A 14,321-nucleotide genomic window follows, 5' to 3' on the forward strand; every position below is an offset into this window, starting at 1 on the left:
CTACAATGCGCCCCATGCCTATATCACCTGTTCCCGAGCTGGTCGCCGAACTGGCGGCTGGCCGCATGGTCATTCTGGTCGACGAAGAAGACCGTGAGAACGAGGGCGACCTCGTGCTCGCCTCCGACCACGTCACCCCCGAAGCGATCAACTTCATGGCCAAGTTCGGCCGCGGCTTGATCTGCCTGACGCTGACCCGTGAGCGCTGCGAACGCCTGCAACTGCCGCCGATGGCCACCCGCAACGGCACCCAGCATGGCACGGCCTTCACCGTGTCGATCGAGGCTGCCACTGGCGTCACCACCGGCATCTCGGCGGCCGACCGCGCCCGCACCGTGCAGGCAGCCGTGGCTCGCAACGCCACTGCCGCTGACCTGGTGCAGCCCGGCCACATCTTCCCGCTGCAAGCCCAGGATGGCGGTGTACTGATGCGTGCCGGCCATACCGAGGCCGGCTGCGATCTGGCCCAGATGGCGGGGCTGACACCCTCCTCGGTGATCTGCGAGATCATGAAGGACGATGGCACCATGGCCCGCCTTCCCGATCTTGAAATCTTCGCCAAGGAGCATGGCCTGAAGATCGGCACGATTGCCGATCTGATCGAACACCGCTCCCGTCACGAGTCGCTGGTTGAGCGCGTCGCGCAGCGCCGCATGCAAACCCACCAGGGCGAATTCGACTGCAGCGTCTTCAAGGACCGCACCGGCGCCGTCCATCTGGCGCTGAGCCACGGCCAATGGCATCCCTGCGACGAAGTCTTGGTGCGGGTGCATGAGCCCTTCTCCGCGCTGGACCTGCTGGACGCCGGGCAATGCGGCCATTCATGGCCGCTGCCGCAGGCACTGGCGCGGCTGCGCCAGGCGCCGGGTGCCGTTGCCGTGCTGCTGAACTGCGGCGAAGACACCGAGGCCCTGCTCTCCCGCGTGCAAGGCCAGGCCAGCACGCCGGCTCGCAGCGCGATGGACCTGCGCACCTATGGCGTCGGGGCACAGATCCTGCGCGAGCTGGGCGTGCACAAGATGAAGCTGCTGGGCAGCCCACGGCGCATGCCCAGCATGACCGGCTATGGCCTGGAAGTGACCGGCTTCGTGGCCGCCGAGCCCGAAGCACAAGACTGAGAAAGAACACAGACCATGCAAGGATCAGACAAGGGCCAGGCCCCATCGCTGAACGGCCAGGACCTGCGCATCGGCATCGTGCAGGCGCGCTTCAACGAAGCACTGACGGCCAGGCTGGCCGAGACCTGCATCGCCGAACTGGAGCGCCATGGTGTGCCGTCCAAGCACATCCGCCACGTGACCGTGCCGGGCGCGCTGGAAGTGCCGGTGGCGCTGCAGGCCATGGCCGAGTCGGAGCAGTACGACGCGCTGGTCGCGCTGGGCTGCATCATCCGCGGCGAAACCTATCACTTTGAATTGGTGGCCAATGAGAGTGGCGCCGGCGTCACTCGCGTGGCGCTGGAGAACTGCCTCCCCGTGGCCAACGCCATCCTGACTGTCGAGAACGAAGCTCAGGCCTGGGCACGTGCCGAGGAAAAGGGCGCCGATGCCGCCCGTGTTGCCATCGAAATGGCCAATCTACTGAAAGCCCTGCAGTGACCATGCAAGACAAGCCCGCCAGCAAAGCCCCTGCCAAACGCGCCCCGGCCAAGTCGGCCCGCCGCCGTTCCCGTGAGGCGGCCCTGCAAGGCCTCTACCAATGGCTGCTGACCGGCGAGGACATCGGCGCCATCGACGCGCATATGCGTGAGCAGGACGGCTTCGACAAGCTCGACCGCGCCCACTACGACGCGCTGCTGCATGGCTGCGTGATCGAAGCCGCCGATCTGGACAGCGTGCTGGCCGCCCACGTCGACCGCAAGACCACCGAGCTGTCGCCGATCGAGCACGGCGTGCTGATGATTGGCGCCTACGAGCTGAAGCATTGCATCGACGTGCCCTACAAGGTTGCCATCAACGAGGCGGTTGAGCTGGCCAAATCCTTTGGCGGCACCGACGGCCACAAGTACGTCAACGGCGTGCTCGATCGCGCTGCCGAGGACCTGCGTCCGCTCGAGGTCAAGGCCGCACGCAAGGGCAAGTCCTGACCCCATGAAGCTCGCCGGGCGGCTCGATCAGATCGAGCCCTTCTATGTGATGGAGTGCGCCAAGACGGCTGCCGAACTGGCGCAGACCGCCTTGTGCGACCCGGCCCAGGGCGGCCGGCGGATGATCTTTCTGAACATCGGCGAACCCGATGGCGTGGCCACCGCCGCCGTGCAGGCCGCCGCGCAAGCCTGCATCGCGGCCGGACGCACCCAGTACACGCCAGCCACCGGCCTGCCGCCACTGCGCGAGGCACTCAGCCGTTGGTATCGGCAAACGCAGGGCCTCGCCATCGCCCCCGAGCGCATCGTCATCACGGCCGGCGCCTCGGCAGCCTTGCAGCTGATCTGCCTGGCCTTGTTCGAACGTGGTGATCAGGTGCTGATGCCGGATCCCTGCTACCCCTGCAACCGCCATTTCGTCGCCGCGGCAGATGCTGAAGCGGTACTGCTGGCCTGCGGCCCCGAGCAGCGCTTCCAGCTCGATGCCGAGCAGGTGCGTAGCGCCTGGAACGCGCAAACCCGCGGCGTGCTGCTGGCCTCGCCGAGCAATCCCACCGGCACCTCGATCGATCCCGGCGTGATGGGCGAGATCGTCAACGAGGTACGCGCTCGTGGCGGGGTGTGCATCGTCGACGAGATCTATCAAGGCCTCAGCTACGACGACCGCTTCGGCCGCAGCGCCCTGGCGCTGGGCGACGATGTGATTTCGGTCAACAGCTTTTCCAAGTACTTCGGCATGACCGGCTGGCGCCTGGGCTGGCTGGTGCTGCCTGAGACCTTGGTGCCGGCCGTCGAAAAGCTGGCGCAGAACCTGTTCATCTGCCCATCCAGCGTGGCTCAACACGCCGCACTGGCCTGCTTTGAGCCGGCCTCTATCGACGAGTATGAGCGGCGCCGCGCCGAGTTTCTGGCTCGCCGCGATCTGGTCGTGCCGGCGCTCAATGCGATGGGGCTGAGCGTGCCGGTGCTGCCTGACGGCGCCTTCTACGCCTGGGCCGATTGCTCGGCCTTTCGCGGCGGCAGCTGGGCGCTGGCTTTCGAATTGATGCAGCGCGCACAGGTCGCCTTGACGCCAGGTCGTGATTTCGGCCGTGCCAGCGCCGAGCGCTTTTTGCGCCTTTCCTTTGCCAGCAGCCGCGAAGACCTGCAAGAAGCGCTGGCTCGTCTCGCCGACGTGTTGCCGGAGCTGCGCGCATGAACGACGTCGCCCTGCCCTTCGAGCACCCACTGCGGGTCTATTGGGAAGACACCGATGCCGGCGGCGTGGTGTTCTATGCCAACTACCTGAAGTTCTTCGAGCGCGCCCGCACCGAATGGCTGCGTCAGCGCGGCTTCGCGCAGGAGGCGCTGCGCCAGCAAGAGCGGCTGATGTTCATCGTCAGCCAGACCTCGGTGCGCTATTTGTCGCCGGCTCGCTTGGATGACTGGCTGAGCATCAGCGTTGAAGTGCACGAGGCCGGCCGCGTCAGCATGACGCTGTTCCAGCAGGCCCGTTGCGGCGAGCGCCTGCTGGCCGAAGGCGAGATCCGCATCGGCTGCGTCAATGCCGACAGTTTCAAACCCTCCCGCATTCCGGCTGCCATGCTGGAAGGCCTTCAGCTGCGGGGCAGCCGCCCTGCTGACGGCCCCACCCCCAGTCCTTCAGCAGCGTCGATGCTGCAACCGGCGGCACCCACCGCCTGACGAACCCGCGAGCCATGAACCAAGACCTTTCGATCTTCTCCCTCATCGCCCATGCCAGCCTTGTGGTCCAGCTGGTCATCGGCATGCTTTTGCTGGTGTCGCTGGCCAGCTGGAGCGTGATCTTCAGCAAGCTGATCGCGATCTCGCGGGTCAACAAGAGCAACGAGTCCTTCGAGCAGGAATTCTGGTCGGGCAAGAACCTGAACGATTTGTTCAACACCGTTTCGAGCAAGGCCGATGGCGCGCCGCTGGAGCGCATCTTCGCCTCGGGCATGCGTGAGTTCCTGAAGCTGCGCGAGCGCCGCGTGGCCGAACCCAGCGCCCTGCTCGATGGCGCCCGCCGTGCGATGCGTGCCAGCTTCCAACGCGAGCTGGATGCAATGGAGAGCAATCTGTCCTTCCTGGCCTCGGTCGGTTCGGTGTCGCCCTATGTCGGCCTGTTCGGCACCATCTGGGGCATCATGCACGCCTTTGTTGGGCTGTCCAATCTGCAGCAGGTCACGCTGGCCACCGTGGCTCCCGGCATTGCCGAGGCCCTGGTGGCCACCGCCATCGGCCTGTTCGCCGCCATCCCCGCCGTGCTGGCCTACAACCGCTTTGCGCGCCAGATCGACCGCAGCGCCATCACGCTGGAGACCTTCATCGAGGAGTTCTCCAACATCCTGCAACGCAATGCCGGCACGCCGGCAACGCAGGGCAATACCCGCTGAGCGCTGCAGGAGAGCAAGCCCATGGCAGCAATCGCATCCCGAGGCCGCGGCCGCCGGCGCACGATCAACGAGATCAATATGGTGCCCTTCATCGACGTGATGCTGGTGCTCTTGATCATCTTCATGGTCAGCGCGCCGCTGATCACCACCGGTCTGGTCGACCTGCCCAGCGTGGGCAAGAGCAAGCAGCAGCCGGAGCACGTCATTCATGTGATCGTCAGCAGCGATGAACAGCTGAAGCTCAAGCTCGACAGCGAAGAGCCGCAATCCGTTCCACTCAAGCAGCTGGCCGCCCGCGTGCGCCAGGCTCAAGGCAGCAACGCCGCCACGCCGGTGGTGATCTCGGCCGACCGCAAGGTGCAGTACGAAGCCGTGGTCAAGGTGATGGATGTGCTGCAAAGTGCCGGCGTGCAGCGTGTTGGGCTGGCCGTGCGCAACGGCGCTGCCGCTGACAAGACCTGACCCCCTGCCCTGATCCCCGTTCATGAGCAGCACTGCCCTCGGTCACGCCGACCCCTTCCGCCCACCCGCCGCGCCCGGCGTGGCCCGCGGCTTTGGCTTTGCCATCGTTGCCCACGCCCTGCTGGTGCTGGCCCTGAGCGCCGGCATCAGCTGGCATGCGCAGCCGGAGCCGGCCTTCGAGGCTGAGCTGTGGTCGGTCGTGCCGCAGGCCGCGGCGCCGCGCGCGGCTGAACCGGAGCCAGAGCCGGAGCCGAAGCCTGAACCTGTCGCCAAGACGGCGCCGCCGCCGGAAGAAGCACAACAGCAGCAACGCGACGCCGAGATCACCATCGCCCGCGACAAGAAGCGCCGCGAGGATGAGGCCAAACGCCAGGCTGAGCTGGAGGCCGAGCGCAAGAAGCGCGAGTTGCAGGCCAAGCAGGAGCAGCAGGACAAGCTCGAGAAGGAACGCACCAAGGAACGCGAGCGGCAAAAGGAGCTCGACAAGAAGAAGGCCGAGGACAAACAACGCCAGCAGCAGGAAGCGCGCGACAAGGCCCGTGAGGACGCCAAGCGCGAGCAGCTGCGTCAGGACAATCTGAAGCGGATGATGGGGCTGGCGGGCGCCACCGGATCATCCAACAGCACCGGCACGGCGTTGCAGAGCTCCGGCCCCTCGGCCACCTATGCGGGTCGCATCAAGGCGCGCATCCGACCGAACATCATCTTCACCGACAGCGGCAACGGCAATCCGGTCGCCGAGGTCGAGGTGCGCGTGGCGCCGGATGGCAACATCATTGCGCGCAAGCTGCTGAAGGCGAGCGGTGACGCCGACTGGGACAAGGCCGTGCTGCGCGCTATCGACAAGACCGAAACCCTGCCACGCGACACCGACGGCCGCGTGCCGCCGGTGATCGTGATCAGCTTCAAGCCGGGCGAGTGAGGCCCGGCACGGCGCGGCAGTTCAACGACGTCGCGCCGCCAGCAACGCATCCACCGACCAACGCCCCGGCCCCCACAGCAGCAAGCCAATCAAGAGGCTGCCCCAGAGCTGATGGCCGATCAAGGCGGCCGGCGCTACCTCAGCCAGGCTGAGCACCGCCACCACATTCATCACGCTCAGGCCAGCCGCCGCAAAGCGGCCGCCCAGGCCCAGCACCAGCAGCACGGGCAGCAGCAACTCGCCGCCGGTGCCCATATAGGCCGCCAGCTCGGGCGGCAGCAGGGGCACGTGGTATTCATCTTCGAACAGGGCCAGCGTGATCGACCAGTCGCGCAGCTTGGTCAGCCCGCTCATGAAGAAGACCTGGGCCACATAAAGCCGCGCCAGCAGTTGCGCCAGCGATTGCGCTTCACGCAGCGGCAGCGCCAGCCAACGCGGCCGGGGCTTCGCGGTTTCCACACCGGGATCGCATGCGGCAGCCAGCACCTGGCGCCACCAGGGGCTCGTACTCGTCGTATTCATCGTGTCTATCCTTTGGGCTCGGCCAGCAGCGTGGCACCCGCGAGGCACTCGTCCAGCAAAGCCTGCTGGAACCATGCGGTGAAATCAAAATCGGCGTCCAGCGCCAGTGCGTGGTCCAAGGCCTGTTGCAGCGAGGCACCGGCCAGCAGCGCTGCATAGCATTGCTGCTCGGCTGCATCGAGCCGGCGCCAGCGGCCTCGCCACTGGCAGCGCCAGACCAGCACGCCGTAAGACTCAGAGGCAGGCGGCTGTTCACCACCTTCATCGACCAGCGCCAGCGCCTGCTCGTCAAGCTGCAACACTTGCAAGCCAGGGCGCATGCGCAGGCCCAGCTGATCGGCGCCATGCTGCTGCAGCAGCTGCAGACTGGCCGCGTCCAGGCTGGCATCGGTGGCACGCTCGGCCTGATGCAAGGCCCATTCAAGCGCCGCCACACCTGGCCAGCCTGCAGGCACGTCCGGCTGCGCAGCCAGAAACTCGGGCAAGTCCTGACCCCAGCAGGCCAGGTCGCCGCGCACCGGCGGCCGCCAACGCCAGAAGGCCCAGGCCATGGCGGCAAAGTCTTCATCGCTGAACTGCCGGCGCAGCTGCACAAACACCGCGGCCAGGCTGCGCTCGGCCACAGCCGCTGCATTGAGTCGGTAGGCTGTGAGGCCACGAAGGCGGCCATCGGTGGCAGCAATGCCGGGCAAGGCACGCAGCTGCCCGATCAAGGCCGGCTCGGCCTCGCGATTCAGCAGCGCCTGCACCAGACCGGCCTGCCGCTGCAGCTCGAGCTCAGACATGGGCCGGCTCCGCTTGCAATGCATCCATCAGCTGCGCCGCCTTGTCCGCCTCGTCCAGCAAGACCGAGAGAGCCGGCACATCGGTGTCCCATTCAATCAGGCTCGGAACAGCGCCGAAGCGCTGCAAGGCCGCCCGGTAAACCTGCCAGACCGGCGGGTGAACGCGGCTGCCGTGATCGTCGATGACGATATCGTCCAGCTGCGCATAGCCGGCCAGATGAATCTCGCCGACGCTGCCGGGCCGTACCGCCCGCATCCAAGCGCTGCAGCGTTGCACGGCTGTCTGCTCGTCATCGCCCTCGTTGAGTGCATTGACGACCAGGTTGTTGACATCCAGCAGCAAGCTGCAACCGCTGCGCCGTGTCAGCTCGTTGAAGAACTCGGGTTCGGCCAGCGTATCGCCCTGCCAGCCGATATAGGCGCTGAGGTTCTCAACCAGCAAAGGCCGCCGCAGGCGCTCCTGCACCTGCTGCACATGGCGCAGCATGATGGCGAGGCTGGCCTCGTTGAAGGCGATGGGCAGCAAGTCGTTGCCATGGATCACGTTCGCACCAGGCAACGCGGCCCGGGCAAAGCTGGCGTGATCAGAGACCCGCACCGGATCGACATCGCTGACCAAAGCTGCCAGCTGATCGAGATGCCAGGCATCCAGTCCAGCTGCCGATCCCAGCGACAGGCCCACACCATGCAGGCTGAGCGCATAGTGCTCCCGCGCCTGGCGCAGCACCTGGCGGCTGGCGCCACCGGCGGCGAAGAAATTCTCCGAATGCACCTCCAGAAAGCCCAGCATGGGCCGCTGCTGCATCAGTTCGGCGTAGTGCGGCTGTCGCCAGCCGATGCCGACCTTGCCTGCCATTGCGCTCATGCTGGATCTTCCTTACGACGGTGTTGCTTGGAGGGCTTACTTCTTCAGCTTGGCGCGAGCTTCTTCCGAGCTCAGGCCGCCTTCGGCCTTGCAGCTGCCCTTGGGCACATAGCGCCAGTCGGCGACGTCCTTGTCGGCGCTGGCCTGGCCGGCACAGGAGTGGGTGCCAGTCAGATTGGCGCAGTCATTGGCACCGGCCTTGGCAATGCCGTAGCACTTTTCCTTGGCGCCCTTGTCTTGCGCCATGGCCTGGTCGATGGCACCCAGGCTGAGGGCGGCGAACAGGGCAGAGGTAACGATCTTGCTGGTGGACATGGAGAGCTCCTTGAAAGGATGGGGGTTGAGGTTCAGGTGAAGGGGTTCTGGGCCTGCGAATCATCGTGCCCGCCGCCTTCGGTCGCAAGAGCCCCCGAAGTCCTTACACTGCGCGCATCAAATTTTTTCGACCCGCTGCATGTACGACATTTCTGCCAGCCTGGATGCCCTGCGCCCGCAGCTGCTGAAATATGCCCAGCTGCAGCTGCGCAACAGCGCCTGGGCCGAGGATGCGGTGTCGGAGACGCTGCTGGCGGCGATCGAGAAGCCGCAGTCCTTTGCCGGCCAATCGCAGCTGAAGACCTGGCTGATCGGCATCCTCAAGCACAAGCTGATCGATCAGATCCGCCGCAACTGCCGGGAAATGTCGACCACGCGCGAGGACGAACAAGACTTCGAAGAAGAGCTCTTCGACGAAACCGGCCACTGGCGCGAAGGCCTGCAGGACTGGGGCGACCCCGAAGCCGCCCTGCGCCAGCTCGATTTCATGCGGGTGCTGGAAGCCTGCGTCGAGCATCTGCCCGGCCAGCAGGGCCGGCTGTTCATGATGCGCGAATGGCTGGAGCTGGACACCGAGGAGATATGTAAGGAATTGCAGATCAGCCCGACCAATCTCTGGGTCATGCTTCATCGCGCCCGGCTGCGGCTGCGTGAATGCCTGCAGCTCAATTGGTTTTCCGGCACCCAAACGGCCAGCTGAGGCTGCCCCTTGAAAAGATTCCCCATGCTGCTGCGACGAACCTGCAAGCAAGTCACCCACCTCGTGCTGCAAGCCGAGGACAGCGCCCTGCCCTGGCCGGAAAAACTCGCCGTGCGCCTGCATCTGCTGGCCTGCAAGGCCTGCCCGCGCTTTGTCAGCCAGGTGGCGCTGATGCGCCGCGCCAGCCAACGGTGGCGGCGCTACTCCGAACAAGCCGTCGACAGGGAGCAGGACCTCAGCTGATCGCGCCGCCGCTCTGGCGCAGATCGACCTCGGTGCGCCAGGCGACTTCCAGCGCCAGCTTGACGCCGTCCACCATGGTCTGCAGTGGCATGCAGGGTTGTCCTGGATGCAGCGCCGCCTGCTCGGGCAGATAGGGAATGTGCATGAAGCCGCTGCGCACCGGGCGGTCGCGCAGCGCATGTTGCAGCCCGTAGAACACGTGGTTGCAGACAAAGGTGCCGGCCGTTTGCGACACCGAGGCTGGGAAGCCGGCTACACGCAGTGCGGCCACCATGGCCTTGATCGGCAGGGTGCTGAAGTAGGCCGCCGGGCCATCGGCACAGACCGGCTCGTCGACCGGGCAGGCGCCCCGGTTGTCGGCGATGCGGGCGTCGTCCACATTGATGGCGACCCGCTCCAGCGACAGATCACAGCGCCCACCGGCCAGCCCCAGCGCCAGCACCAGCACCGGCTGATGACGCTGCAGCAGCTCATCGAGCAGCGTCAGCGCCTGGCCGAACACGCAGGGCAGCTGGGCGGCCACCACGCTGGCCCCACCGATCTTCAAGCCGTGCAGCGACTGCGCCACCTCCCAGGACGGGTTCAGGCTCTCGCCACCAAAGGGCTCGAAGCCGGTAAGCAGAATCTGTGCAGGCCGCATCTCAAAATCCTTGATCGGCGGCCGACTGCCCGGCACTGCCATAAGCACCACCACCGGGCGTCGCGATGACGAAGACATCGCCCACCCCCATCTCGACCGAGGCAATATGCCCCAGCGGCTCGATCCGCCCATCGGCGCGCTCGATCCAGCTCTCGCCCGGCGCGCCTGGCTGGCCGCCGGCCAGGCCGAAGGCACCGCGGCTGCGCCCATTGGACAGCAGCGAAGCGCTCATGGCACGCAAAAAACGGATGCGCCGAAGCCCGCCATTGCCCCCGCGCCAGCGCCCCTGGCCGCCGCTGGCAGGCCGAATCACATAGGCTTCCAGCAGCACCGGAAAGCGGAACTCCAGCACCTCGGGGTCGGTCAGCCGCGAGTTGGTCATATGGGTCTGCACGACATCGCAGCCGTCAAAACCTGGCCCCGCGCCCGAGCCGCCCGAGATCGTCTCGTAGTACTGCAGCTCTTGGTCGCCAAAGGTGAAGTTGTTCATCGTGCACTGGCTGGCCGCCATCACCCCCAGTGCGCCGTACAGCGCATTGGTCACGCAGCTGGAGGTCTCGACATTGCCAGCCACCACCGCCGCCGGCGCATGCGGATTCAGCATGCTGCCCTCGGGCACGATCACCTCCAGCGGCTTCAGGCAGCCAGCGTTGAGCGGAATATCGTCGTCAACCAGGGTGCGGAACACATAGAGCACCGCGGCCATGGTCACCGACTTCGGCGCATTGAAGTTGTTGTCCAGCTGCGCGCTGGTGCCGCTGAAATCGATGCGGGCGCTGCGCTGCTGCTGATCGACGCTGATCGCCACCTGGATCTGCGCGCCGTTGTCGAGCGCCAGCGTGTAGCTGCCGTTCTGCAAAGCGCCGATGACGCGTCGCACCGAGGCCTCGGCGTTGTCCTGCACATGGCGCATATAGGCTGCCACCGTGGCCGCGCCGTACTGCGCCACCATGGCCCGCAGCTCCTGCTGGCCCTTCTCATTGGCGGCGATCTGGGCGCGCAGATCGGCAATGTTCTGCTCGACATTGCGCGCCGGCCACGGGCCGGACAGCAGCTGCGCGCGCAGCGCCGCTTCGTTCAGCCGCCCCTCGCTGGCGAGCAGGAAGTTGTCGAACAGCACACCCTCCTCCTCGATGCGGCGCGAGAACGGCGGCATCGAGCCGGGCGTGATGCCGCCGATATCGGCATGGTGGCCGCGCGAGGCCACATAGAAGTCTGGCCGCGCCGATCCCTCAAGAAACACCGGCGTCACCACCGTCACATCGGGCAGGTGGGTGCCGCCGTGGTAAGGGTCGTTGAGCAGAAAGACCTGGCCCGGCTGCATGGCCGGGTTGCGCTGCATGACGGTGCGAATCGACTCGCTCATCGAGCCCAGATGCACCGGCATATGTGGCGCATTGGCGATCAGCTGGCCCTCGGCATCGAACAAGGCGCAGGAGAAGTCCAGCCGCTCCTTGATGTTGACCGAATAGGCCGTGTTCTGCAGCCGCAAGCCCATCTGCTCGGCGATGTTCATGAACAGCTTGTTGAACACCTCCAGCATCACCGGATCCACCGCGGTACCCAGGGCCTGGCGGCGCTGGCGTGGCCGGTGGCGATGCAGGGTCAGTGCCCCTTCAGCATCCAGCCGAGCCGTCCAGCCGGCTTCGACCACGGTGCTGGTATTGCGGGCGGCGATCAAGGCCGGGCCCACAACCACTGCCCCAGCGGCCAGTGCTTCATAGCGGTAGAGGCTGGCCTGCTGCCAGCCCGCCTCGCCCTGTTCATTTTCGCCATAGAGCCGAATAGGCGGCAGCACGGCGGCGGCATCGACTGCCGCGGCCAACGGACGGTCGCGCTGAAGCGCTTCGCCAGCCAGCACCGCCTCGACGCTGGCGGCCTCGATGACCAGGCCGCAGCCCGGCATCAGCAGCGCAAAGCGGCGCCGGTAGGCGGCCTCGAAATCTGCTTGCAAGCGCTGTAGCAACGCCGTGTCGTCCAGGCCGGGTTCGGACATCGCAATCGCCAAGGCCGTGTCGGTGCCCTGGTAGCGCAGCAACAGGCTTTGCTGCAGCACCGGCTGGCCCTCGCCCTGGCCACGCAACTCGTTCAAGGCCTCGTCACCCAAACCGGCCAGCACACGCCGCGCTTCGGCCAGGCCGGCGGCGTTGAGCGGCTGCTCCAGCGCCGCCTCACGCATGGCGCTCTGGTCGGCCAGGCCCATGCCATAGGCGCTCAACACGCCGGCCAGGGGGTGGATGTAGATCTGCGCCATGCCCAGCGCATCGGCAACCAGGCAGGCATGCTGGGCGCCAGCGCCGCCAAAGCATTGCAGCGTGTAGCGGGTCACGTCGTAGCCGCGCGCCACCGAGATCCGCTTGATTGCATTGGCCATGCTGGCCACGGCGATCTGCAAGGCACCCGCGGCGACCTGCTCGGCGCTCATCGACTGCCCGGTCGCCTCGGCGATCTCCGCGGCCATCGCAGCGAAGCCGCGCTGCACCGTCGCCAGGTCCAGCGGCTGGCGCCCGTCGGCGCCAAACACCTGCGGAAACTCATCGGGCTGCAGCTTGCCCAGCATCAGATTGGCGTCGGTCGTCGTCAACGGTCCGCCGTGGCCATAGCTGGCCGGGCCGGGATAGGCGCCGGCGCTTTGCGGGCCGACGCGCAGCCGCGTGCCATCGAAGCGAATGATCGAACCGCCGCCGGCGGCCACCGTGTGAATGCTCATCATCGGCGCGCGCATGCGCACGCCGGCCACCTGGGTGTCGAAGGCACGCTCGAATTCGCCGGCAAAGTGAGACACATCGGTCGAGGTGCCGCCCATGTCGAAGCCGATCACCCGCTCGTGGCCGGCCGCCTGCGCGGTGCGTGCCATGCCAACGATGCCACCGGCCGGGCCGGAGAGGATGGCGTCCTTGCCCTGGAAGCGCCCGGCCTCGGTCAGGCCGCCGCTGGATTGCATGAAGTACAGCGGCACGCCGGGCATCTGCGCGGCGACGCGGTCGACATAGCGGCGCAAGATCGGCGAGAGATAGGCGTCGACGACGGTGGTATCGCCGCGCGATACCAGCTTCATCAGCGGGCTGACCTCGTGCGAGACCGAGACCTGCGCAAAGCCCAGTTCGCGTGCCAGCCGCGCTGCCGCCTTCTCGTGCGCCTGGTAGCGGTAGCCATGCATGAAGACGATGGCGCAGCTGTTCAAGCCTGCCTCGCGGGCCTCAAGCAGCTGGGCACGCAAATCCTTGAGATCGAGGGCCTGCAAGACCTCACCGGACGCCGTGACCCGCTCCTCGGCCTCGATCACACATTGATACAGCAGCTCAGGCAACTGGATCTGGCGGGCAAACAGTTCCGGCCGGGCCTGGTAGGCAATGCGCAGCGCGTCGCGATAGCCGCGTGTGGTCACCAGCACCAGCGGCTCGCCGCGACGCTCCAGCAGCGCATTGGTCGCCACCGTCGTGCCCATCTTGACGGCGGCCAGGCGCTTGGCGCTGATGCCTTCGTCGGGCCGCAGGCCGAGCAGACGTCTGATGCCCTCGATGGCCGCGTCTTCATACTGGCCGGGGTTCTCGGACAGCAGCTTCAGCGTCTGCAGTTCACCTTCGGGCGACAGGCCAACCAGATCGGTAAAGGTGCCGCCGCGGTCTATCCAGACCTGCCATTTCTGCAGTTTGCCCACGCTGGCGGCGCCCGGCGCCGGGGTCAGGTCTTGCGTCAAGGTGCACTCAGTCATCAAAACGAACTGGCCGCCCGGGCCGCCTGGTCATACATGCCCGACATGGTGCGCAAGAGCCTGGCGGCCTCGCCCATGCCGGGATTGAGTTCAGCATCCATGCTGGACAAGAGGCAGGTCTCGCGTGCATCGCGGTAGCTCAGCACCAGCGCCTCGCCTTCCGGCGTGGGGCTGTAGAGCACCTCCTTGCCCTGCTTGTCGGCCGCTACCAGTCCGGCCGCCACCAGTTTTTTAAGCGCATAGGCCACCACATGGGTGTCTTCGTAATTGAGCACAAAGCAGATATCGGCCAGCTTCTTGTTGCGCGCCCGGTGGAATAGATGGTGCAGGATCAGCACATCGGTCACCGCCAAGTCGGCCCGGCCGGCCGCGGCCATGCAACGGACCACCCAGCGCGAAAACGCGTTCCAGGCCACGATCAGGCCGAACTCGAATTCGCTCAGTTCCGGGCTGCGCGCCGACACCAGATGCGAGGACGACACGATGCCGCGCGGAGCGCCCCCAGGCATGGCGTCGGTGGCCAAAACGCCGCCAGCGAATACGTCACCGCCCGCATTCACCTTCGTTTCGGCGGACTCCTGGGCCTTGCTAGCGCTGTCAGTCATCGCTTTACCTTGAGTATTTGTTGATAAATTATCAGCGTTTCAGTGTACGTTCAGTGCCTCGGCAAGCA

17 protein-coding genes are annotated in these 14,321 nt (G+C 66.2%); 10 read left to right on the forward strand and 7 right to left on the reverse strand.

Translation table 11 applies throughout. The features are described from left to right. Positions 1-14: 14 nt before the first annotated feature. From ribBA to tolA, 8 genes are read left to right on the forward strand one after another with little or no spacing between them, the layout of a single operon-like run. Complete coding sequence (gene ribBA, locus RQP53_RS05520) at positions 15-1,118, forward strand: bifunctional 3,4-dihydroxy-2-butanone-4-phosphate synthase/GTP cyclohydrolase II (protein ID WP_315649234.1); 1,104 nt, start codon at positions 15-17, stop codon at positions 1,116-1,118. A gap of 15 nt (positions 1,119-1,133) precedes the next feature. Beyond that, positions 1,134-1,598, forward strand: coding sequence for a 6,7-dimethyl-8-ribityllumazine synthase (gene ribH / locus RQP53_RS05525; protein WP_315649235.1), 465 nt, complete (start codon positions 1,134-1,136; stop codon positions 1,596-1,598). Between the two features lie 2 nt (positions 1,599-1,600). Then, positions 1,601-2,086, forward strand: a complete 486-nt coding sequence (gene nusB, locus RQP53_RS05530) for a transcription antitermination factor NusB (protein WP_315649236.1) — start codon at positions 1,601-1,603, stop codon at positions 2,084-2,086. 4 nt (positions 2,087-2,090) lie between these two features. Further along, positions 2,091-3,284 carry a pyridoxal phosphate-dependent aminotransferase gene (locus RQP53_RS05535; protein WP_315649237.1) on the forward strand — a complete coding sequence of 398 codons (1,194 nt, stop codon included), beginning with the start codon at positions 2,091-2,093 and terminating at the stop codon, positions 3,282-3,284. Next, positions 3,281-3,769 carry a tol-pal system-associated acyl-CoA thioesterase gene (gene ybgC, locus RQP53_RS05540; protein ID WP_315649238.1) on the forward strand — a complete coding sequence of 163 codons (489 nt, stop codon included), beginning with the start codon at positions 3,281-3,283 and terminating at the stop codon, positions 3,767-3,769. Before RQP53_RS05535 ends, ybgC begins: the two co-directional genes overlap by 4 nt. A gap of 14 nt (positions 3,770-3,783) precedes the next feature. Further along, positions 3,784-4,479, forward strand: coding sequence for a protein TolQ (tolQ, locus tag RQP53_RS05545; RefSeq protein ID WP_315649239.1), 696 nt, complete (start codon positions 3,784-3,786; stop codon positions 4,477-4,479). A gap of 21 nt (positions 4,480-4,500) precedes the next feature. Further along, a complete protein-coding gene (gene tolR, locus RQP53_RS05550) occupies positions 4,501-4,941 on the forward strand; it encodes a protein TolR (protein WP_315649240.1) in 441 nt (146 codons plus the stop codon). A 22-nt stretch (positions 4,942-4,963) separates the two neighbouring features. Next, complete coding sequence (gene tolA, locus RQP53_RS05555) at positions 4,964-5,863, forward strand: cell envelope integrity protein TolA (RefSeq protein WP_315649241.1); 900 nt, start codon at positions 4,964-4,966, stop codon at positions 5,861-5,863. Between the two features lie 21 nt (positions 5,864-5,884). Here tolA and RQP53_RS05560 read toward each other — a convergent pair whose 3' ends face one another. The 4 genes from RQP53_RS05560 to RQP53_RS05575 are packed head-to-tail and all read right to left on the reverse strand — an operon-like array spanning position 5,885 to position 8,350. Further along, complete coding sequence (locus RQP53_RS05560; protein WP_315649242.1) at positions 5,885-6,385, reverse strand: DoxX family protein; 501 nt, start codon at positions 6,383-6,385, stop codon at positions 5,885-5,887. Between the two features lie 5 nt (positions 6,386-6,390). Then, positions 6,391-7,170: an HvfC/BufC family peptide modification chaperone gene (locus RQP53_RS05565; RefSeq protein WP_315649243.1), complete on the reverse strand. Its 780-nt coding sequence runs from the start codon at positions 7,168-7,170 to the stop codon at positions 6,391-6,393. Then, positions 7,163-8,035, reverse strand: coding sequence for an MbnB/TglH/ChrH family RiPP precursor modification enzyme (locus RQP53_RS05570; RefSeq protein ID WP_315649244.1), 873 nt, complete (start codon positions 8,033-8,035; stop codon positions 7,163-7,165). The genes RQP53_RS05565 and RQP53_RS05570 overlap by 8 nt, the downstream gene beginning before the upstream one ends. Positions 8,036-8,071: 36 nt before the next feature. Beyond that, the gene (locus tag RQP53_RS05575; protein ID WP_315649245.1) at positions 8,072-8,350 is read right to left on the reverse strand and encodes a BufA1 family periplasmic bufferin-type metallophore; all 279 of its coding nucleotides are present in this window, start codon (positions 8,348-8,350) and stop codon (positions 8,072-8,074) included. 139 nt (positions 8,351-8,489) lie between these two features. On the opposite strand from RQP53_RS05575, the gene RQP53_RS05580 reads away from it, so the two are divergent. Next, the gene (locus RQP53_RS05580; RefSeq protein WP_315649246.1) at positions 8,490-9,050 is read left to right on the forward strand and encodes a sigma-70 family RNA polymerase sigma factor; all 561 of its coding nucleotides are present in this window, start codon (positions 8,490-8,492) and stop codon (positions 9,048-9,050) included. Between the two features lie 24 nt (positions 9,051-9,074). After that, positions 9,075-9,293: an anti-sigma factor family protein gene (locus RQP53_RS05585; protein WP_315649247.1), complete on the forward strand. Its 219-nt coding sequence runs from the start codon at positions 9,075-9,077 to the stop codon at positions 9,291-9,293. Here the strand turns inward: RQP53_RS05585 and pcp are convergent. Genes pcp through RQP53_RS05600 form a run of 3 tightly spaced genes read right to left on the reverse strand, consistent with a single transcriptional unit; the run spans position 9,286 to position 14,253 of the window. Next, positions 9,286-9,933 carry a pyroglutamyl-peptidase I gene (pcp, locus tag RQP53_RS05590; RefSeq protein ID WP_315649248.1) on the reverse strand — a complete coding sequence of 216 codons (648 nt, stop codon included), beginning with the start codon at positions 9,931-9,933 and terminating at the stop codon, positions 9,286-9,288. The two genes, RQP53_RS05585 and pcp, sit on opposite strands and share 8 nt — an antisense overlap. A gap of 1 nt (position 9,934) precedes the next feature. Beyond that, a complete protein-coding gene (locus tag RQP53_RS05595) occupies positions 9,935-13,648 on the reverse strand; it encodes a hydantoinase B/oxoprolinase family protein (protein ID WP_315649249.1) in 3,714 nt (1,237 codons plus the stop codon). After that, positions 13,648-14,253 carry a winged helix DNA-binding protein gene (locus RQP53_RS05600; RefSeq protein WP_434064059.1) on the reverse strand — a complete coding sequence of 202 codons (606 nt, stop codon included), beginning with the start codon at positions 14,251-14,253 and terminating at the stop codon, positions 13,648-13,650. The genes RQP53_RS05595 and RQP53_RS05600 overlap by 1 nt, the downstream gene beginning before the upstream one ends. Positions 14,254-14,321 lie beyond the last annotated feature (68 nt).

Source organism: Roseateles aquae (assembly GCF_032337115.1).
In the GTDB taxonomy this organism is placed as follows: Bacteria; Pseudomonadota; Gammaproteobacteria; order Burkholderiales; family Burkholderiaceae_C; genus Roseateles_C; species Roseateles_C aquae.